17 protein-coding genes are annotated in these 20,069 nt (G+C 70.4%); 6 read left to right on the forward strand and 11 right to left on the reverse strand.

The window, feature by feature from the left end; all coding sequences use genetic code 11:
- Positions 1-5: 5 nt before the first annotated feature.
- Together AB0Q90_RS14645 and aspS are read right to left on the reverse strand one after the other, a co-directional pair.
- Complete coding sequence (locus AB0Q90_RS14645; RefSeq protein WP_363162703.1) at positions 6-926, reverse strand: intradiol ring-cleavage dioxygenase; 921 nt, start codon at positions 924-926, stop codon at positions 6-8.
- A 122-nt stretch (positions 927-1,048) separates the two neighbouring features.
- On the reverse strand, positions 1,049-2,812 hold the full coding sequence (aspS, locus tag AB0Q90_RS14650; protein WP_363162704.1) for an aspartate--tRNA ligase: 1,764 nt from the start codon (positions 2,810-2,812) through the stop codon (positions 1,049-1,051).
- 142 nt (positions 2,813-2,954) lie between these two features.
- Between aspS and AB0Q90_RS14655 the strand changes: the two genes are divergently transcribed.
- Positions 2,955-5,144 (forward strand): SpoIIE family protein phosphatase, encoded by a 2,190-nt coding sequence (locus tag AB0Q90_RS14655; RefSeq protein WP_363162705.1) that lies wholly within the window; start codon positions 2,955-2,957, stop codon positions 5,142-5,144.
- On the opposite strand, the gene AB0Q90_RS14660 is transcribed toward AB0Q90_RS14655, so the two are convergent.
- The 5 genes from AB0Q90_RS14660 to AB0Q90_RS14680 all read right to left on the reverse strand — a co-directional run bounded on the left by AB0Q90_RS14660 (position 5,120) and on the right by AB0Q90_RS14680 (position 10,698).
- Positions 5,120-6,175: an AI-2E family transporter gene (locus AB0Q90_RS14660; protein ID WP_363162706.1), complete on the reverse strand. Its 1,056-nt coding sequence runs from the start codon at positions 6,173-6,175 to the stop codon at positions 5,120-5,122. The two genes, AB0Q90_RS14655 and AB0Q90_RS14660, sit on opposite strands and share 25 nt — an antisense overlap.
- A gap of 75 nt (positions 6,176-6,250) precedes the next feature.
- The gene (locus AB0Q90_RS14665) at positions 6,251-6,928 is read right to left on the reverse strand and encodes a hypothetical protein (RefSeq protein WP_363162707.1); all 678 of its coding nucleotides are present in this window, start codon (positions 6,926-6,928) and stop codon (positions 6,251-6,253) included.
- A gap of 93 nt (positions 6,929-7,021) precedes the next feature.
- The gene (locus tag AB0Q90_RS14670) at positions 7,022-7,999 is read right to left on the reverse strand and encodes a pirin family protein (protein WP_363162708.1); all 978 of its coding nucleotides are present in this window, start codon (positions 7,997-7,999) and stop codon (positions 7,022-7,024) included.
- Between the two features lie 110 nt (positions 8,000-8,109).
- Positions 8,110-10,053, reverse strand: coding sequence for an Ig-like domain repeat protein (locus tag AB0Q90_RS14675; protein WP_363162709.1), 1,944 nt, complete (start codon positions 10,051-10,053; stop codon positions 8,110-8,112).
- 180 nt (positions 10,054-10,233) lie between these two features.
- Positions 10,234-10,698, reverse strand: a complete 465-nt coding sequence (locus AB0Q90_RS14680) for an SseB family protein (RefSeq protein WP_363162710.1) — start codon at positions 10,696-10,698, stop codon at positions 10,234-10,236.
- Positions 10,699-10,958: 260 nt separating this feature from the next.
- Here AB0Q90_RS14680 and AB0Q90_RS14685 point away from each other — a divergent pair, with 260 nt between their 5' ends.
- A complete protein-coding gene (locus tag AB0Q90_RS14685; protein ID WP_363162711.1) occupies positions 10,959-12,785 on the forward strand; it encodes an acyl-CoA dehydrogenase in 1,827 nt (608 codons plus the stop codon).
- 84 nt (positions 12,786-12,869) lie between these two features.
- Complete coding sequence (locus AB0Q90_RS14690; protein WP_363162712.1) at positions 12,870-14,168, forward strand: M18 family aminopeptidase; 1,299 nt, start codon at positions 12,870-12,872, stop codon at positions 14,166-14,168.
- Between the two features lie 9 nt (positions 14,169-14,177).
- Here AB0Q90_RS14690 and AB0Q90_RS14695 read toward each other — a convergent pair whose 3' ends face one another.
- On the reverse strand, positions 14,178-14,594 hold the full coding sequence (locus AB0Q90_RS14695) for a cupin domain-containing protein (protein ID WP_363162713.1): 417 nt from the start codon (positions 14,592-14,594) through the stop codon (positions 14,178-14,180).
- 52 nt (positions 14,595-14,646) lie between these two features.
- Here AB0Q90_RS14695 and AB0Q90_RS14700 point away from each other — a divergent pair, with 52 nt between their 5' ends.
- Positions 14,647-15,648 (forward strand): helix-turn-helix domain-containing protein, encoded by a 1,002-nt coding sequence (locus AB0Q90_RS14700; RefSeq protein ID WP_363162714.1) that lies wholly within the window; start codon positions 14,647-14,649, stop codon positions 15,646-15,648.
- Positions 15,645-16,142: an LURP-one-related family protein gene (locus AB0Q90_RS14705; RefSeq protein WP_363162715.1), complete on the forward strand. Its 498-nt coding sequence runs from the start codon at positions 15,645-15,647 to the stop codon at positions 16,140-16,142. The genes AB0Q90_RS14700 and AB0Q90_RS14705 overlap by 4 nt, the downstream gene beginning before the upstream one ends.
- Before the next feature lie 13 nt (positions 16,143-16,155).
- Here AB0Q90_RS14705 and AB0Q90_RS14710 read toward each other — a convergent pair whose 3' ends face one another.
- Positions 16,156-16,953 (reverse strand): carbon-nitrogen family hydrolase, encoded by a 798-nt coding sequence (locus AB0Q90_RS14710; RefSeq protein ID WP_363162716.1) that lies wholly within the window; start codon positions 16,951-16,953, stop codon positions 16,156-16,158.
- 185 nt (positions 16,954-17,138) lie between these two features.
- Here AB0Q90_RS14710 and AB0Q90_RS14715 point away from each other — a divergent pair, with 185 nt between their 5' ends.
- Positions 17,139-17,963 (forward strand): maleylpyruvate isomerase family mycothiol-dependent enzyme, encoded by an 825-nt coding sequence (locus AB0Q90_RS14715; RefSeq protein WP_363162717.1) that lies wholly within the window; start codon positions 17,139-17,141, stop codon positions 17,961-17,963.
- Between the two features lie 29 nt (positions 17,964-17,992).
- Here AB0Q90_RS14715 and AB0Q90_RS14720 read toward each other — a convergent pair whose 3' ends face one another.
- Positions 17,993-19,288, reverse strand: a complete 1,296-nt coding sequence (locus AB0Q90_RS14720) for an MFS transporter (RefSeq protein WP_363162718.1) — start codon at positions 19,286-19,288, stop codon at positions 17,993-17,995.
- Entirely contained in the window at positions 19,285-19,959 is a 675-nt protein-coding gene (locus AB0Q90_RS14725) for a GntR family transcriptional regulator (protein ID WP_363162719.1), read from the reverse strand. Before AB0Q90_RS14725 ends, AB0Q90_RS14720 begins: the two co-directional genes overlap by 4 nt.
- Positions 19,960-20,069: the final 110 nt, after the last annotated feature.

Genomic DNA, 20,069 nt, shown 5'->3' on the forward strand with positions numbered 1-20,069 from the left:
CGTCCTCACATCGACGTGCCGTCGTTCGTCGCGTCCGGGTCCACGCCCATCGTGATCGAGCCGACGACGCCCTTGGCGATGCCGTTCTTCTTGTACTTCAGCTTGAGCAGGCCGCCCGTCGTGCCGCTCTGGTCGTAGATCGTGTCCTCTTCGAGCGTCGTGCGCTCCGTCGTCGACGTGGAGTACGGCTCCACCTCGGCGGAAGCCAGCACGGTCTCCTCGTCGAAGAAGAACTGGCCGGTGTGGCAGGCGTGGCCGCCCTCGTAGCCGGCGTCGGTCCACTCGCCGTCCACGTGCACCTTGGTGTGGATGTGGACGCAGCGGCCCTGGTACCAGCCCGGGAAGATCGTCCGGAAGGTGACGCGGCCGTGCTTGTCGGTCTTCCAGGTGCCGCGCAGATAGCGCTCGTCGTCGGTGGGCTCCTCGTGGACCCCGCCACCGGTGCCGCCGGACGGTGCGCCGGACGGGGGCTCGCCCGTCGGTTCACCCGAAGGCGCGTCCGTCGGGGGTGTGCCGCCACCGCCGCCACCGCCGCTCGACATGCTCTCGTACCCCGAGTAAATACCCAGCGCGTCGCAGTGCCAGATGTCCACGGCTGCGTTCGCGATCGGCTTGCAGGTCTCGTTGTCGATCACCTTGAGGTTCAGGGTGAGCGGGATGCCCTCCTTGTCCTCGGTGATGTCCTGGCGGAGCTTGTCCGCGTCGATGTAGTACGGACCTTCGGTGGTCTCCGAGGTGAGCTTGTAGCAGGTCTCGGACGTGGTGTCCGTACCGCTGCCACTGCTCGTGTCGTCCGCGAACGCGCCCGCCGCGAGCGTGCCGCCCACGCCCACCGCGGCGACCGCGCCGGCGCCGGCGACGACGACCTTGCGACGCGTCAGATCCTTTTTGTGCTTCGGCTCTTGGGCCGTGTGGTTTCCCGTCATGTCGCGCAACGCTAGGTAAGAGCGCTGTAAGGCGCGTGGGCGTGCGCTGTGGGTAGCTGTGAAAGCTGAAAGGGCCCGGAACCGATCACGGTTCCGGGCCCTTCGCTCAGTCGCTCGATCGACTACTTCGGCTGCGGCTTGCGCACCGACAGGTGCAGCTCCTTCAGACGCGTCTCGTCCAGCTCCGTCGGCGCGCCCATCATCAGGTCCTGGGCGTTGCCGTTGAGCGGGAAGGCGATCGTCTCGCGGATGTTCGGCTCGTCGGCGAGCAGCATCACGATGCGGTCGACGCCGGGGGCGATGCCGCCGTGCGGCGGGGCGCCGAAGCGGAACGCGCGCAGCATGCCGGCGAACTGCTCCTCGACGGTCTCGCGGTCGTAGCCCGCGATCTCGAAGGCCTTGAGCATGATCTCCGGCTCGTGGTTCCGGATCGCGCCGGAGGACAGCTCGACGCCGTTGCAGACGATGTCGTACTGCCAGCCCAGGATGTCCAGCGGGTCCTGGGTCTCCAGGGCCTCAAGGCCGCCCTGCGGCATGGAGAACGGGTTGTGCGAGAAGTCGATCTTGCCGGTGTCCTCGTCCTTCTCGTACATCGGGAAGTCGACGATCCAGCAGAAACGGAAGACGCCCTCCTCGAAGTGCCCGGCGCGCTTGGCGGCTTCCACCCGCACCGCGCCCATGATCTTCGAGACCTCGTCGAACTCGCCCGCGCCGAAGAACACGGCGTGACCGGCCGACAGGGACAGGCGCTTGGTGAGCTCCGCGACGTTCTCCTCGGTGAGGAACTTCGCGATCGGGCCGGACAGCGAACCGTCCTCGGCCACGCGCACCCAGGCCAGACCCTTCGCGCCCTGCGAGACCGCGTAGTCGCCCAGCTGGTCGAAGAACTTACGGGGCTGACCCGCGACATCCGGCACCGCCAGCGCACGCACGTGCTTGCCCGCGAACGCCTTGAACTCCGAGCCCTCGAAGACATCGGTGATGTCGACGAGCTCCAGCTGGGCCCGCAGGTCCGGCTTGTCGGAGCCGTACTTCAGCATCGCCTCGCGGAACGGGATCCGCGGGAAGGGAGAGGTGACGTGACGGCCGTTGCCGAACTCCTCGAACAGCTCCGTCATGAGCTTCTCGATCGGCTGGAAGACGTCCTCCTGCTCGACGAAGCTCATCTCGACGTCGAGCTGGTAGAACTCGCCCGGCGAGCGGTCGGCACGGGCGTCCTCGTCGCGGAAGCAGGGCGCGATCTGGAAGTAGCGGTCGAAGCCGGAGATCATCAGCAGCTGCTTGAACTGCTGCGGCGCCTGGGGGAGGGCGTAGAACTTGCCCGGGTTCAGACGGGAGGGGACGACGAAGTCACGGGCGCCCTCGGGGGAGGTCGCGGACAGGATCGGCGTCGCCATCTCGTTGAAGCCCAGCGCCGTCATCTTGTGACGGATCGCCGAGATGACCGACGTACGCAGCAGGATGTTCTTGTGCATGCGCTCGCGGCGCAGGTCCAGGAAGCGGTACTCAAGGCGCCGCTCCTCGTTGACCCCGTCCTCGGCGTTGATCGTGAAGGGGAGCGGGGCGGCGGCGCCGAGCAGCTCGACCTCGCCGACCTCGACCTCGATCTCGCCGGTGGGCAGGTCGGGGTTCACGTTCTCGGTGCCACGCGAGACGACCTTGCCGTCGATACGGACCGTGGACTCCTTGGAGAGCTTGTCCAGGGCCTCGTAGGCGGCGGTGCCGGGGCGGGCGACGAGCTGCGTGATGCCGTAGTGGTCGCGCAGATCGATGAAGAGGATGCCGCCCAGGTCGCGCCGATTGTGCAGCCAGCCACTGAGCCGGACGTCGGTGCCGACGTCAGAGGCGCGGAGCTCGCCGCAGGTGTGGGACCTGTACCGATGCATCGTCGTTCATCCAGTCTTCGCGGATCGGGGTCGTGTTTCACGTGAAACACCCCCAGCGTACCGGGCACGCGAAGATCGACCCCCCACCATTTACCGGCCGCTTCGGTGGCAGGCTTCGATCTCCTGTTCTTAGAGTGGGTCAATGCGCACTGGGGAGCCCCTGCCCGCCGTGGGGGAGGTACTCGCCGCCCTGGCGACCGGCCAATGGCACTGGTCCACCGCCACCGGCCTGGTCACGGTGGACGCCGAGGCGGCCAGGCTGCTCGGGCTGCCCGGGGAACGGGCCACCCTCCGGGAGTCCCAGGTACGCGCCCGCCTCCACCCCGTCGACTGGAACGAGATCGCCGGCGTGATCCAGCTCGCCGTCGCCGAGGGCACCCTCGGCGAGGTGCGGGTGCGGATCATGGACGGGCAGGGCGGGGCGGTCCGGATCACCCGCGCCCGTTTCAAGCCGGGCTTCGACCCCGAGAAGCGGGCCTACGAGGTGATCGGCACCCTTCAGGAGGTCACCGAGCCGACGCCGGGCACCCCGGCCGGGCGGCGGGCCGTCACCGGGGACTGGCGGCGCTCGCGGGAGGCGTTCCTGCTGGACGCGGGCCGGGCGCTGGCCGAGGCTCGGTCCACGGCGGAGGTGCTGCGGGTCGCGGCCGGGCTGTCGATGCCGGGGTTCTCACCGGACGGGCTCGCCGTCTTCGGCGTATCGGGCGACCGGCTGACGATCATCGGCCACCACGGGCAGCAGCCCGGCGACGAGGGCCCCTTCACGCACATGTCCCTGCAGACCGACTATCCGGCCGCCGAGGTGGTGCGCAGCGGCCGGGCGGTCTATCTCTCCACCCCCGAGCAGTACCGGTCCCGCTATCCGCTCACCTGGCCGCTCGCGGCGCACTTCAACCGCCGGTCCTGGGCGTTCCTGCCGCTGACGGTGGCCGGCCGCACGATGGGCGCCTGGATGGCGGCCTTCACCTACCCGGTCGCCTTCACACCGGACGAGCGGTCCGTGCTGACGACGGTGGCCCGCATGCTGGCGCAGGCGCTGTCGAGGGCCGGGGCCGCCGAGACCCAGCGGGAGCTCACGGACGGCCTCCAGCGCTCGATGATGCCCACGCTCGGCCCGCAGGGGATACCGGGCATGACCGTGGCCGCGCGCTATGTGCCCACCGGCGGCGGGCTCCAGGTCGGCGGCGACTGGTACGACATGATCCCGCTGCCGAGCGGCCGGTTCGCGCTGGTCATCGGTGACGTCCAGGGCCATGACGTACGGGCGGCCGGGCTGATGGGCCAGCTGCGCATCGCGCTGCGCGCCTACGCCTCCGAGGGGCACCGCCCCGACGCGGTCCTCTCCCGCGCCTCCCGCTTTCTGCACGGGATGACGGACGACGGCCCGGACTCCCTCGACCTGCGCTTCGCGACCTGTCTGTATGTCGAGGTCGACCCCGCGGCGGCGACCCTCGACATCGCCCGCGCCGGCCATCCCGACCCGGCGATCCGCATGGCGGACGGCACGGTGCTGACCCGGCCCACGGCGGGCGGGCTGCCGCTCGGCATCGACCCGGACGCGGACTATCCGACGACCAGGATCACCCTGGAACCCGGCGAGACGATGCTGCTGTGCACCGACGGGCTGATCGAGACCGGCGGCCATGACCTGGAGACCGGCTGGAAGCGGATCCGCTCGATCCTGGAGGGGCACGACGGCGATCTGGAGCAGCTCGCCGACGCCCTGGTCCAGGCCGTGCACGGCCCCTCCTCGCACCACACCACCGGCCCGCTGGCCGACCGGCGCGAGGACGACATAGCGGTGCTGCTGCTGTGCCGGGAGGGGGAGGGCTGCGGCTGCGGGGAGACGGTCGTCGTACGGCCGACGGTCCGCCGCACCATGCTCACGGTCGCACAGGCCGAGCCCGAGCGGATCGCGGTGGGCCGGCAGCAGCTGCGCGAGCTGCTGCACGACTGGTCCTCCCCCGACCAGGTCGACTCCGCCGTCCTCCTGCTCTCCGAGACGCTGACGAACGTCCTGGTCCACACCGACGCCGACGCCCTACTGCTCGCCGAGGTGCACGGCGAACCGGGCGTGCGCCGGATGCGCGTGGAGGTCACGGACACCAGCGACGACCTCCCCCACAAGCGCCGCCCCGGCGAACTGGCCTCCTCCGGCCGCGGCCTGATGCTGATCGAACTGCTCGCGGACGCGTGGGGGGTGGATCCGCGGGGCGAGGGCAAGAGCATCTGGTTCGAGCTGGACGAGACCGCGGCCGCGGACGACAAGGATCAACCGGACGGGACGACGGCCGCGGACGGCAGGGATCAGGGCGCCTCGGGCGCGCCGTAGTGGGTGCGCAGTTCGCTGATCACCCCGAAGGCCGCCGCCGTCAGCGGCACCGCCAGGAGCATGCCGAGGACGCCGGCCACGGAGGCGCCCGCGGTGATGGTGAGCATGACCACCGCGGGGTGCATCTGAACGGTGCGGCTCTGGATCATCGGCTGGAGCACATGCCCCTCCAGCAGCTGCACGGCGAGCACGACCCCCAGCGCCCACAGCGCGATCACGAACCCGCGGTCGGCGAGCGCCACCAGCACCGCGACGGCCCCGGAGATGAAGGCGCCGAGGTAGGGGATGTAGGCGGTGACGAAGACGAGGGCGCCGAGGCCCACGGCCCCGGGCACGTCCAGGACCAGCAGGCCCACGGTGATGCACAGCCCGTCGATGAACGCGATGAACGTCGTGCCCCGCATGAACCCCTCGACGGCCTCGAAGGCCCGCCGCGCGATCGCCTCCACGGTGTCGGCGGTCCCGCGGGGCGCCATCGAGCGCAGGGTGCCGGCGACCCGGTGGGAGTCCCGCAGGAAGAAGAAGACGAGCAGCAGGGCGAGTACGGCCATGGCGATGGTCTCGCCCACGACGCTGACCCCGCTGATGACGCCCGAGGCCGCGGTCCCGCCGAACTTGGTCAGCAGTTCCTTGGCGTTGGAGGCGATGTCGTCCAGCGAGGTTCCCGCGGCGCCGAAGTGGTCGGCGACGTCCTGCGCCGCGTCCTTGAGCGAGGCGACGATCTGGTCCCCGGTGTCGATGAGCGCGGCCACCACGATGTACACCGCACCACCGACCACGGCGACCACGGCGACGCAGGTCAGCGCGGCGGCCACGGACCGGTTGACCCGGGCCTTGACGAGCCGCCGGTGGAAGGGCCCGAGCAGCGCGGTGCCGAGCAGCGCGAGCAGCACCGGCACGACGGCGGTCCGGAACTCCACGCACAGCCTGATCCCGACGTAGACGACCCCGGCGACCAGCAGCGTCACCGCGCACCAGGCGGCGAGCCGTCGCACGGGGTCGGGCAGCGGGAGGGGTCTGGAGTCCGGCACCCTCCCAGCCGACCACGCCCGGCCCGTCCCGACCCCTCGGGGGAGCCAGCCGGGTGACGGGGTGTCAGCCGCCGCTCAGGACTCGCCGGGTGCCCGCACCACCAGCAGCACTCCCGCCAGCACGATCCACACGGCCATGAGCAGTACGGTCACCCAGGCGGTGATCGGCCCCGCAAGGCACAGCACCCCGACGACGAACGCGCACCAGCCCAGCCACGCCGGCACGGCCCGGGTCGTCACGGCCACCCGCCACACGGTGAACAGCAGCACCGCCGCCGCGACCATGGCGGCAACGAAACCGGCGTAGGCCATGTCCAGCAGCAGGATCGCCACCATGGCCGTCTCCGGGCCCACGAGGAACACATCGGAGTTGTTGGCGGTGATGGCGTAGATGGCGCCGGCGAGTGTGCCGACCATGAGCAGGGCCGCGTAGACGGCTCCGCCCGCGAGCACGAGGTGCGAGCGGTTCCCGGCGAGCCGGGCGAGCGCGCCGAGGAACCACAGGAAGAGCAGGATCGCCACCAGCAGCATCACGGCCATGCCCTCGGTGACGTCGAGGTTGTCGTCGTCGCTGTAGAAGGCGAGCGTGTCGCGCAGTGCGTCCTTGCCTTCGGTGTCCGGGCTGTCGGAGTAGGTCACCAGCAGCCCGACGAGCATGAGCACGCCCGACGCGATCCCGGCGACGCCGGGCCAGAGCGTTCTGCGGGGGGTCTCCCCGGCGTGCGCCGGAGGAGCTGTCGTCGGTGTCGTCATGTCGGCCTCCCACGTGAAAACCCACGTGAGGGTCCCGGAACAGGACTCTTCTCCAGTATGCGCGCCGGTCGGTCCCGGCGCGCTGCTGGTCGGCTAGGCCTGCGGCCCGCTCCCGGTCATCCCGTGGACGGCGGGGACGGTGCCGAGCCGGCCCTTCTGGAAGTCCTCGAAGGCCTGCATGAGCTCGTCCTTGGTGTTCATCACGAACGGGCCGTAGTGGGCCATCGGCTCACGGATCGGCTGTCCGCCGAGGAGGACGACCTCCAGGTCCGGCGTGTGGGAGTCCTGCTGCTCGTCCGCGCGGACGGTCAGCGAACCTCCGGCGCCGAAGACGGCCGTCTGCCCGAGGTGGATCGGACGCCGCTCCGCACCGACCGAGCCGCGCCCGGCCATCACGTACGCGAGGCCGTTGAAGTCCTCGCGCCACGGCAGGGTGATCTCCGCGCCCGGGGCGACGGTCGCGTGGATCATCGTGATCGGGGTGTGCGTGATGCCCGGTCCCTGGTGGCCGTCCAGCTCACCGGCGATGACGCGCAGCAGGGCGCCGCCGTCGGGGGTGGTGAGCAGCTGGACGTTGCCGCCACGGATGTCCTGGTAGCGCGGGGCCATCATCTTGTCCTTGGCCGGGAGGTTCACCCACAGCTGGAGGCCGTGGAAGAGACCGCCGGACATGACGAGGGACTCCGGCGGCGCCTCGATGTGCAGCAGGCCCGAGCCGGCCGTCATCCACTGGGTGTCGCCGTTGGTGATGGTGCCGCCACCGCCGTTGGAGTCCTGGTGGTCGAAGACGCCGTCGATGATGTAGGTGACGGTCTCGAAGCCGCGGTGCGGGTGCCAGGGGGTGCCCTTGGGCTCGCCCGGCGCGTACTCCACCTCGCCCATCTGGTCCATCATGATGAACGGGTCCAGATGGCGGTAGTTGATCCCGGCGAACGCACGGCGCACCGGGAAGCCCTCGCCCTCGAAACCGCTCGGCGCGGTCGTGACGGTGAGCACGGGACGGGCCACGGCAGCTGCGGGCGCGGCAACGCGCGGCAGCGTCAGCGGGTTCTCGACGGTCACTGCAGGCATGTCGGTACCTCCTTGTGCGTCCACTTTAGTTGAGCATTGAACTTTCTGCCACCCCCAACAGAGAAAGCCCGGAGGGCATTCCCTCCGGGCTTCTCACCGACTCAGCGGTGTCAGTTGCTGAAGTACAGGTACTTCCAGGACCCGTACGTCGTCGAGTTCACGCTGTCGCCGGACGAGCCGTTGACGTACACCGAGCGCATCCGCGCCCGGACACCCGACTCACCGGGCGCCCCGAGGCTCACGGCCGACTTCCCGTTCGTACCGAGCGGGAAGTACTGCGAGTCCAGCGCGTACCACGAGCCCTCGTAGTAGACCTGGAGGTCGAAGCGCTGCTGACGGCCCGGGTAGTAGGTCATCGTCGTGGTGAGCAGCGGGTCGGTGCTCTTGTGGAACCAGTAGTACGTCTTCGTGCCGATCTTGGCCGTCTTGTAGTGCTTGGAGACGGCGGTGGAGACCTTCACCTTGGCGTACGCCGTGACCTTCACGGTCTTCGGCTTGTAGCGGGAGTCGCCCTTGAAGACGGCCGTGACGGTGGTGTCCCGGGTCATGTCCACCCAGGCGGAGATGTTGCCGTCGGAGTTGACCGTCCCGCTCTTGATCAGCTTGTTGGGCTTGTCCCCGCCGTACGGGTTGGCCCAGATCTCCACCGAGCGGTTCTTGTACGTCGTACCGAGGTGCGCGGTGAACTTGACGTCGGCGCCGTAGCTGTACAGCTTGCCGTTGTTGTTCAGGCTGAGCGAGGTGGAGGCGCGGGAGACATCGACGGTGTCGGAGGCGGAGCGCGCCGTGTGCTCCGCGTCGCCCGCGAAGCGCACCGTGTACTTCACCTTGCCGCCGGCCGGCGGGGTGTTGCTGAAGGAGTAGGTGCCGTCCGCCTTGACCGTGACGGCGGGCAGCGCCTTGCCGTCCGGGCTCTCCATGTCGGTGCGGGTGACCGCGAGCGTCGTACCCGCGGCGAACGGCACGTTCGCGGTGAGCTTGCCGGTGACGGTGAGCGGCTTGGCGCGGGTCGCGGTCGAGGGCGCGTTGACCGTGAGGGTCGGCACGCTGAGCGCCGGGCCCGTGAACGCCTTCAGGGTGTACGTGTTGTCCGAGTTGCCGGCCAGGGCGAACACCCGGGAGGAGTCGGGGGCCCAGGCCACCGCGCCCATGCTGGAGGTCCCGGCGTCGAAGCGGCGCACCGGCGTGGCCGAGCCCGCCTTGTAGATGTTGACGTGGCGGTCGTAGGCCTGGGCGATCAGACCGCCCGGCGAGACGTCGCCGTGCCAGCCGGTCTCGTTGAGGCCCGCGACCTCGGTGAAGGCGCCGTCGGCGTAGTTCAGCTTCCGGTAGCCGTTCCACAGCACCTGGGGGGTGCCGGGCATGAGGTCGATGTCCATCGTCCAGCGGTCGCTGTCCGTCTTGGCGACCACCTGCGGGGTGGCACCGGAGACGTCGAGGAGGTTGATCGCGCCCGCGCTGTCGCCGCTGTCGTGGAAGGCGAGCAGACCGGGCGAGGACGGGTCCGCGTCGAGAACGCCCGCGTTGTAGTACGGGGCGACGCTCTCCGGGAGCTGTCCGAGGGTCACCGCGGTGGCCGCGTCGGTGGCGGCGGGGTCGAGGACGCCCAGGTTGCCGTGGAAGAAGCCGTCGTCCCCGGTGACCCGGTAGGAGAACCACAGCCGCCCGCCCGCGAAGGCGGCCTCGCGCGGGTCGACGCCGGCGCCGAGGTCGTAGCGGGTCACGACCTCCAGGGTGGCCGCGTCGACAGCCACGATCTCGTGGGTCGTCGGCAGCACCGCGTACAGGGTGAGACCGTCGTCCGAGAGCGCGAGGTCGCTGGGGCGGCCGAAGCCGACGTTCACGTCGACCAGGGTGCCGCTGTAGTCGGTGGCCAGGATCCGTCCGTTGTCCTGGTCCGCCACGAAGACGCGCTGCAGGGCGCCGTCCGCGACCAGACCCACGGGCTGGGTGACCACGGCCGACGCGGCCGAGGCCGTACCGGCCGTCACGACGGTCAGTGCCGCCGAGCTGAACAGGACCGCGAGCGACGTCGCGACCGCAGTGCTGCGCATGCGCACAGTGATGTACCCCCACAGAAGAACCCGGCATGCCGGGGAGTCGAGAGCGCCGCGCGGCACCCGGACGCGGACCGCGGGAGAGCGGTGGCGTGCGGGGCGCGGCTGCCAGGGGGCACTCTATGGCATGGCTGTGACAACAGGGGAGGGATATTCCGGCCCCCGTTGCGGCAGGTCCTAGCCGTACATCCGGCGCATCGCGAAGTCGACCATCTCCTCGACCGCCTTCGCGTCGAAGACCATGCGGTGCTCGCCCTCCATGTCGAGGACGAAGCCGTAGCCGGTCGGCAGGAGGTCGATCACCTCGGCGCCGGTGATCACGAAGTACTTGGACTCCTTGCCCGCGTACCGGCGCAGCTCCTTGAGCGAGGTGAACATGGGGATCACCGGCTGCTGGGTGTTGTGCAGGGCGAGGAAGCCGGGGTTGTCGCCGCGCGGGCAGTAGACCTTCGAGGTCGCGAAGACCTGCTGGAAGTCCTCCGCGGACATCTGCCCGGTGGTGAAGGCCCGCACCGCGTCCGCGAGCGAGGGCGGGGACGGCTCGGGGTACAGCGGCGGCTGCTGGCCGTAGCCGCCGGACATGGGCTGCTGCGGCGGGGCGTAGCCCGCTTGAGCGCCGACGTTCTGCTCGTAGCCGTACATGGGCGCAAGCGTACCGAGCGGGGGCGGCGCGGGGGGCGGGTACCGCCGCTACAGCGGGAGTGTGACCGGCCTCCGGCGGCTCTCGATCGGGGCGGACGACATTTTCCGTGACGACTATGACGTCCGGTGTGACCCGTCACAGATGACCGGAACGGGGTTGCGGCTTATTACCGACGGGTAGCATCATCGTAGCTACTTGTTGGTACGTGAACTAGCGCGAGGATCCAGTGCCTCGCCCGTCTCTCTACGGAGCCGTCGCCATGGGGCACTACAAGTCGAATCTCCGCGACATCGAGTTCAATCTCTTCGAAGTACTCGGACGCGACAAGCTGTACGGCACGGGTCCGTTCGAGGAGATGGACGTCGAGACCGCGAAAAGCATCCTTGAGGAGATGACCCGCCTCGCCGAGAACGACCTGGCGGAGTCCTTCGCGGATGCCGACCGCAACCCGCCGGTCTTCGACCCCGAGACGAACACCGCGCCGGTCCCGGCGTCCTTCAAGAAGAGCTACAAGGCCTTCATGGACTCCGAGTACTGGCGCCTGGGCCTGCCCGAGCCGATCGGCGGCACGACGGCCCCGCCGTCGCTGATCTGGTCGTACGCGGAGCTGATCCTCGGCTCGAACCCGGCCGTGTGGATGTACTCCTCCGGCCCGGCGTTCGCCGGGATCCTCTACGACGAGGGCAACGACGTCCAGAAGAAGATCGCCCAGATCGCCGTGGAGCGGACCTGGGGCTCCACCATGGTGCTCACCGAGCCCGACGCGGGCTCCGACGTCGGTGCCGGCCGCACCAAGGCGGTCCAGCAGGAGGACGGCTCCTGGCACATCGAGGGCGTCAAGCGCTTCATCACCTCCGGTGAGCACGACATGGAGGAGAACATCCTCCACTACGTCCTCGCCCGCCCCGAGGGCCACGGCCCCGGCACCAAGGGCCTGTCCCTCTTCATGGTCCCGAAGTACCTCTTCGACTTCGAGACCGGCGAGCTGGGCGAGCGCAACGGCGCCTACGCCACCAACGTCGAGCACAAGATGGGCCTGAAGGCCTCCAACACCTGCGAGATGACCTTCGGCGACCAGCACCCGGCCAAGGGCTGGCTGATCGGCGACAAGCACGACGGCATCCGCCAGATGTTCCGCATCATCGAGTTCGCCCGCATGATGGTCGGCACGAAGGCGATCTCCACGCTGTCCACGGGCTACCTGAACGCGCTGGAGTACGCCAAGGAGCGCGTCCAGGGTCCGGACCTGGCGAACTTCATGGACAAGACCGCGCCCAAGGTCACCATCACGCACCACCCGGACGTGCGCCGCTCGCTGATGACGCAGAAGGCGTACGCGGAGGGCATGCGCGCCCTGGTCCTCTACACCGCCTCGATCCAGGACGCGATCGCGGTGAAGGAGGCCGCGGGCGAGGACACCTCCGCCGAGCACGCGCTCAACGACCTGCTCCTGCCGATCGTCAAGGGCTACGGCTCCGAGAAGGGCTACGAGCAGCTCGCCCAGTCGCTGCAGACCTTCGGCGGCTCCGGCTTCCTGCAGGAGTACCCGATCGAGCAGTACATCCGGGACGCCAAGATCGACACCCTCTACGAGGGCACCACGGCGATCCAGGGCCAGGACTTCTTCTTCCGGAAGATCGTCCGCAACCAGGGTGCGGCCCTCAACGGCCTCGCCGAGGACATCAAGAAGTTCCTGGCGCTCGGCACGGGCGGCGAGGAGCTGTCCGGCGCCCGTGAGCACCTGGCGAAGGCCGCCGTCGAGCTGGAGGCCATCGTCGGCCTGATGCTGACCGACCTCGCTGCCACCGAGTCGGACGTCAAGAACATCTACAAGGTGGGCCTGAACACCACCCGCCTGCTGATGGCCTCCGGTGACGTCGTCGTCGGCTACCTGCTGCTCAAGGGCGCCGCGGTGGCCGCCGAGAAGCTGGAGACGGCCTCCGCCAAGGACAAGGCGTTCTACACCGGCAAGATCGCGGCGGCGAAGTTCTTCGCGGCCAACGTCCTGCCGGGCGTCACCGGCGCGCGCAAGCTCGCCGCGGGCGTCGACCTGGACCTGATGGAGCTGGACGAGGCGGCGTTCTAGTCGCGGGCGTCCTCCACAGCCTTCTCACCAGGGCCCGCTCTCTTCCAGGAGAGCGGGCCCTGGTACGTCGTTAAGGTGAACCCCATGAGCCAACCCTCCCGCTTCGACCGCGGGCACACCGACGACCTCATGACCTTCCTGGCGGCCGGCCCGTCGCCGTACCACGCGGTGTCGAGTGCCGCCGAGCGGCTGGAGAAGGCCGGTTTCCGGCAGGTCGCCGAGACGGACGCCTGGGACGGGACGAGCGGCGGCAAGTACGTGCTGCGCGGTGGGGCGATCGTGGCCTGGTACGTGCCCGAGGGTGCCGAACCGCACACCCCGTTCCGGATCGTCGGCGCGCACACCGACTCCCCCAATCTGCGGGTCAAGCCGCTGCCCGACACCGGGGCGCACGGCTGGCGCCAGGTGGCTGTGGAGATCTACGGCGGCCCGCTGCTCAACTCCTGGCTCGACCGTGACCTGGGCCTGGCCGGCCGACTGACGCTGCGGGACGGCTCCACCCGGCTGGTGAACATCGACCGGCCGCTGCTGCGGGTGCCGCAGCTCGCCATCCACCTGGACCGCACGGTGTCCACGGAGGGCCTCAAGCTCGACAAGCAGCGCCACCTCCAGCCGGTCTGGGGCCTCGGCTCCGACGTGCGCGACGGCGATCTGATCGCCTTCCTGGAGGAGGAGAGCGGGCTCCCGGCGGGCGAGGTCACCGGCTGGGACCTGATGACCCACTCCGTGGAGCCGCCGGCCTACCTCGGCCGCGACCGCGACCTGCTGGCCGGCCCCCGCATGGACAACCTGCTGTCCGTGCACGCCGGTACGGCGGCGCTGACCGCGGTGGCGACCTCCGGCGACTCCCTGTCGTACATCCCCGTCCTGGCCGCCTTCGACCACGAGGAGAACGGCTCGCAGTCGGACACGGGCGCCGACGGGCCGCTGCTGGGCAGCGTGCTGGAGCGTTCGGTGTTCGCGCGGGGAGGCTCGTACGAGGACCGGGCCCGTGCCTTCGCGGGCACGGTCTGTCTGTCCTCCGACACGGGCCACGCCGTCCACCCCAACTACGCGGAGCGGCACGACCCGACGCACCACCCGCGGGTCAACGGCGGGCCCATCCTCAAGGTCAACGTCAACAACCGCTACGCCACCGACGGTTCGGGCCGGGCGGTGTTCGCCGCCGCCTGCGAGAAGGCGGGCGTGCCCTTCCAGTCCTTCGTCTCCAACAACGCCATGCCGTGCGGCACGACGATCGGCCCGATCACCGCCGCCCGCCACGGCATCCGGACCGTCGACATCGGCGTGGCCATCCTGTCCATGCACAGCGTCCGCGAACTGTGCGGCGCCGACGACCCGTTCCTGCTGGCGAACGCGCTGGTGGCGTTCCTGGAGGGCTGACAGCGACGGCTACGGCGTCCGACCGTCCGTCGGGCGGGCCAGCGCGTGCCCGGTGGTGGCGTCCACGTGGGCCGGGATCTCCTCGTGCCGGTCGCCCACGGTCGAGGTGCCCGTGGGCTCCAGCAGCAGGATGTCGGTGGGGACGGGCGCGTACGGCTTGTGCTCGATGCCGCGCGGGACGGTGAAGACGGACAGCCTCGGCAGGACGACCGTGCGCTCGCCGGCCGGCTCCCGCAGGGAGATGTGCAGCTCTCCGTCGAGGACCAGGAAGAACTCGTCGGTGTCGTCGTGGACGTGCCAGAGGTGCTCGCCCTCGACGTGGGTGACGCGGACGTCGTAGTCGTTGACGGTGGTGGCGATGCGCGGGCTCCACTGCTCGGTGAAGGAGGCGAGCGCGGCGGGCAGGGAGACGGGTTCTTTGGTCATGCCGTCATCGTGCGGGTGGCCGGGGGCGGCGCACGAGTGCTAGGAATCGCATATGCCGCAAGGATCCTCTCAGCGTCGTCCGCATCGGGTGGCCGTGATCGTCGACGAGGGAACCAACCCCTTCGAGGTCGGCGTCGCCACCGAGCTGTTCGGGCTGCCCCGGCCCGAACTGGGGCTGTCCGGGCCGCTGTACGAGGTGACGCTGTGCACGCCCACGCGCGTGGTGCGCATGAACCACGGGTTCTTCTCGATGACCGGTACGCCCGGCCTTGAGGCCGTGGACGGCGCCGACACCCTCGTCGTGCCGGGGCGGCCCGACAACGTCGTCCCGCGCGGCGCCGACGTCCTGGACGCCATCCGCCGCACCCACGCGCGCGGGGCGCGCATCCTGAGCTTCTGCACGGGCAGCTTCGCGCTCGCCGAGGCCGGGCTGCTCGACGACCGCCGGGCCACCACTCACTGGATGTGGGCCGACGCCTTCCGCGAGCTGCATCCGCGGGTGCTGCTGGAGCCCGATGTGCTCTTCGTGGACGAGGGGCGGATCCTCACCGCGGCGGGCAGCGCCGCCGCGCTCGACCTGGGGCTGTATCTCGTCCGCCGGGACCACGGCGCCGAGATCGCCAACGCGGTGTCCCGGCGGCTCCTGTTCGCCGCGCACCGGGACGGCGGGCAGCGGCAGTTCGTGGAGCGGCCGGTGCCGGACGTGCCCGACGAGTCGCTGGCGCCGCTGCTGGCGTGGGCGCAGGAGCGACTGGGCGAGCCGCTGACGGTGGCCGATCTCGCGGCGCGCGCCGCGGTGTCGCCGGCCACCCTGCACCGCCGGTTCCGGGCCGAGCTCGGCACGACCCCGCTGGCCTGGCTGACGGGTGAACGGGTGGCGCTGGCCTGCCGGCTGATCGAGCGGGGCGAGGAACGGCTGGACGTGGTGGCGGCGAGGAGCGGGCTGGGGACGGCCGCCAACCTCCGGGTACGGCTGCGCCGCGAGACCGGACTCAGCCCGTCGGCCTACCGGCGGCGTTTCGGACCGGGTGGCGGGGAAGCCCTGGTGTCATGAGATTCCTCGTACGCGACCGGCTCCTCGGCCTCGGTGACGACTACTGGATCGAGGACGACCGGGGCGAGAAGGTGTTCCTCGTCGACGGCAAGGCGATGCGGCTGCGGGACACCTTCGAGCTGAAGGACCGTCAGGGGCGGGTCCTGATCGACATCCGGCAGAAGATGTTCGCCCTGCGCGACACGATGGTCGTCGAGCGCGACGACGCCCCGCTGGCGACGATCCGCCGCAAACGGCTGTCCCTGCTGCGCAACCACTACCGGGTGCAGCTGGCGGACGGCACCACCGAACTCGACGTCAGCGGCAAGATCCTCGACCGCGAGTTCGCCATCGAGTACGACGGCGAACTCCTGGCAGTGATCTCCCGCCGCTGGCTGCACCTCCGCGACACCTACGGCGTCGACGTCGTACACGAGGACGCGGACCCGGCCCTGCTGATCGCGGTGGCGGTGTGCGTGATCCACCTGGCGGAGAAGGAGCGGGGGGAGGTCTAGGGGCGGCGCCCCGTCAGCGCCGGGGAGTCTCCAGCCCCAGCACCCGGTCCTTCAGCGCCGGGAACTGCTCCCGCGTAGCCGCGACCCTCCCCGGATCGAACTCCACCGTGAGGACCTCCTCGTCGGCACCGGCCTCCGCCAGCACCTCGCCCCACGGATCCACCACGATCGAGTGACCGGCCTGCGGAACTCCCGCATGCGCCCCGGCCGTTCCACACGCAAGCACGAACGCCTGGTTCTCCACCGCCCGCGCCCGAGCCAGCAGCGTCCAGTGCGCCCGCCGCCGCTCCGGCCACCCCGCCGGAATGACCAGGGTCTCGGCCCCGGCATCGACAAGCCCACGGAAGAGTTCGGGGAAACGGAGGTCGTAACAGGTAGCCACACCAACCGTCGTCTCCGGCAGACGGACCGTCACCAGCTCCCGCCCCGCCCCCATCAGCACGGCCTCGCCCTTGTCGAAGCCGAAGCGGTGGATCTTGCGGTAGGCGGCGGCCAGCTCACCGGAAGGAGAGAAGACCAGGGAGGTGTTGTACAGCGGCCCTTCGGGGTCCCGCTCCGGAATCGACCCCGCGTGCAGCCACACGCCCGCGTCACTCGCCGCCTTCGCCATCGCCTCGTACGTGGGCCCTTCGAGCGGCTCGGCCTCCCGCCCGAACTCCTCGTAGGCGAACGCACCGGTGGTCCACAGCTCGGGCAGTACGACGAGGTCGACGACCCCCGCCTGGTCCCGGACGAGCGAGGCGACCCGCACCCTGCGCGATTCGACCGATTCGCCCTCGTCTACGGTGATCTGGAGGAGAGAGGCGCGCACACTACCACCGTCCTGGCATTCGAGCCGTCAACACGGGCCTACGATCGTCACACGAAAGCACTGCCGGGGTGCCTCACAGCAGCGTAACTTAGCGTCCCAAGACACCCGCCGAGTGCAGCCGCCACCTCCCACTGGCAACGCCGCCACCACCTGCCCGTGTACCGACCGCCGAGGGGTCCCGTTCCGTGAGTCTGCATCCCACCCTCCAGCCCTACGCCGACGCCTGGACCCACTCCATCGAAGCGATATCCGAACTGGTGACGCCGCTTGTGGAGGGCGAGTGGAACCGGCGTACGCCCTGCCCGGGCTGGTCGGTCCGTGACGTGGTGTCCCATGTCATCGGCCTGGACTGCGAGATGCTCGGCGACCCGCGCCCCATCCACACACTCCCGCGCGACCTCTTCCACGTCACCAACGACCACCAGCGCTACATGGAGATGCAGGTCGACGTCCGCCGCCATCACACGGCACCGGAGATGACGTCCGAGCTGGAGTACACGGTCATCCGCCGCAACCGCCAGCTGCGCAACGAATCGCGGGACCCGGGCACGAAGGTGCGCGGCCCGCTCGGCACCGAGCAGACCCTCGAAGAGGCCATGCGCGGCCACGCCTTCGACATCTGGGTCCACGAGCAGGACCTGCGCGCCGCCCTCGGCCGCCCCGGCAACCTCGACTCGCCCGGCGCCCACGTGGCACGGGACGTCCTGCTGTCCGCCCTCCCGGAGATCATCGCGAACAAGGCGAACGCCCCGCGCAGTTCGGCGATCGTCCTCGACGTGCACGGACCGGTGGAGTTCCTGCGCACGATCCGCGTCGACATCCAGGGCCGCGGCACCGTGGAGACGGCCCCCGCTCTCGGCCCCGCCGCCACCCTCACCCTCGACTGGGAGACCTTCGTCCGCCTGGCCTGCGGCCGGGTGACCCCGGAGGCGGTGGCGGACCGGGTGAAGGCGGAGGGCGAGCCGGCCCTGACGTCGGCGATCCTGCGGAACTTCAAGGTGACGCCGTAACACCGTGACGACGCGTGCGCGGCTCGGCGTCACGCCGGGACGTGCACCGTCTCCACCCGGCTGGCCACCAGCCGCTCCCGCTCCCGCCGGGCCGCCCGTCCACGCAGCCGCAGGATCTGGCTGACGCCCAGCGCCTGGAGCACGAACACCGCGGAGAAGGCGATCCGGTAGTTGTCCCCGGTGGCGTCCAGCAGCACGCCGACCGCGAACAGCGTCGTCATCGAGGCGACGAAGCCGCCCATGTTGGTGATGCCGGAGGCGGTGCCCTGGCGCTCGGGCGGGTTCGCGGGGCGGGCGAAGTCGAAGCCCAGCATCGACGCCGGCCCACACGCGCCGAGCACCGCGCACAGCACGATCAGCAGCCACATGGGCGCGCGGTCGGCCGGATAGGCGAGCGTCGCGGCCCACAGCAGTGCCGTCGCCCCGACCGTGCCCAGGGCCAGCGGCAGGCGCGCGCCGTGGTGCCGGGCGACGATCTGGCCGTAGACCAGGCCGATCACCATGTTGGACAGGACGACCAGGGTGAGGAGTTCGCCGGCCGTGGCGCGGGTCAGGCCCTGGGCCTCGACCAGGAAGGGCAGGCCCCACAGCAGCAGGAACACCATCGCCGGGAACTGGGTGGTGAAGTGCACCCACAGGCCGAGCCGGGTGCCCGGTTCCCGCCAGGAGGCGGCGATCTGGCGGCGTACATAGGTCGCGCCCCGGTGCGGGACGGGCTCCGGGGCGTGGCCCTCGGGGTGGTCCTTCAGGAACAGCACCAGCAGCACGAACACGACCACGCCGGCCAGCGCGCTGCCCGCGAAGGCGGCCGTCCAGCCGACGCCGTGCAGCAGCCGGGCCAGGACGAGGGTGGAGACCAGGTTGCCCGCCATGCCCGCGAGACCGGCGAGCTGGGCGACCAGCGGCCCGCGCCGGGCCGGGAACCAGCGGCTGCCCAGCCGCAGCACGCTGATGAACGTCATCGCGTCCCCGCAGCCGAGCAGCGCCCGGGACGCGAGGGCCGTGCCGTACGTCGGCGAGAAGGCGAAGCCGAGCTGTCCGGCCGTGAACAGCACGACCCCGAGGCCCAGCACCTTCTTGGTGCCGAGCCGGTCGACGAGCAGGCCGACAGGTATCTGCATGCCCGCGTAGACCAGCAGCTGGAGGATGGAGAAGGTGGACAGCGCGGAGGCGTTGACCTGGAAGCGGTCGGCGGCGTCGAGGCCGGCGACACCGAGCGAGGTGCGGAAGATGACGGCGACGAAGTAGACCGAGACGCCGATGCCCCAGACGGCGAGCGCGCGCCGCCCGCCCGGGGGGTCACCCGGCAGCGCGGCGGAGCTCATCGCACTTCACCCCGGGCCAGGTGGGAGAACCAGCCGACGTGCCGGTGGACGAGACCGACGGCGGCCTCCGCGTCCCCGGAGCGCAGCGCGTCCAGGATCTCCTCGTGCTCGGCGACGTTCTTGGCGACCCGGTCGGGGTGCGCGTGCATGATGGCGACGCCCATGCGCAGCTGCCGGTCGCGGAGCTGGTCGTACAGCCTCGACAGGATCTCGTTGCCGCCGCTGCGGACAATCTCGGCGTGGAAGCAGCGGTCGGTGACGGCGGCCGCGGCGAGGTCGCCCGCGGCGGCCTCCTCCTTCTGGCGCGCCAGCAGGTGCTCCAGCCGTTCGACGAGTGCGGGCGGGGCGGGTACGGCCTTGCGGGCCGCGTGCTCCTCGACCAGCAGCCGGGTCTCGACGACGTCGGCGATCTCCTGCGCCGACACCGGCAGGACCAGGGCGCCCTTCTTGGGGTAGAGCTTGATCAGCCCCTCCGCCTGCAATCGCAGCAGCGCCTCGCGCACCGGGGTGCGGGAGACCCCGACGGCCTCGGCGAGTTCACCCTCGGTGAGCAGGGTCCCGCCCTCGTAGCGGCGGTCCAGGACGCCCTGCTTGACATGGCTGTAGACGCGGTCGGCGGCGGGGGGCTGCTTGGCGGGAGTGGCGGGGGCGGGCGGGGCTGACGACGGCATGCGCACATCTTAGATACAACAGGGACGCATGACAGGGCGTCGTCCACGATGCGGACCCCTTCGGGGGCAAAGTCACTTCCGCCCCAGTGATCACACAACCTTCTGTGCTA

The sequence above is a fragment of the Streptomyces sp. NPDC079141 genome (assembly GCF_040686775.1).
Taxonomy (GTDB): domain Bacteria; phylum Actinomycetota; class Actinomycetes; order Streptomycetales; family Streptomycetaceae; genus Streptomyces.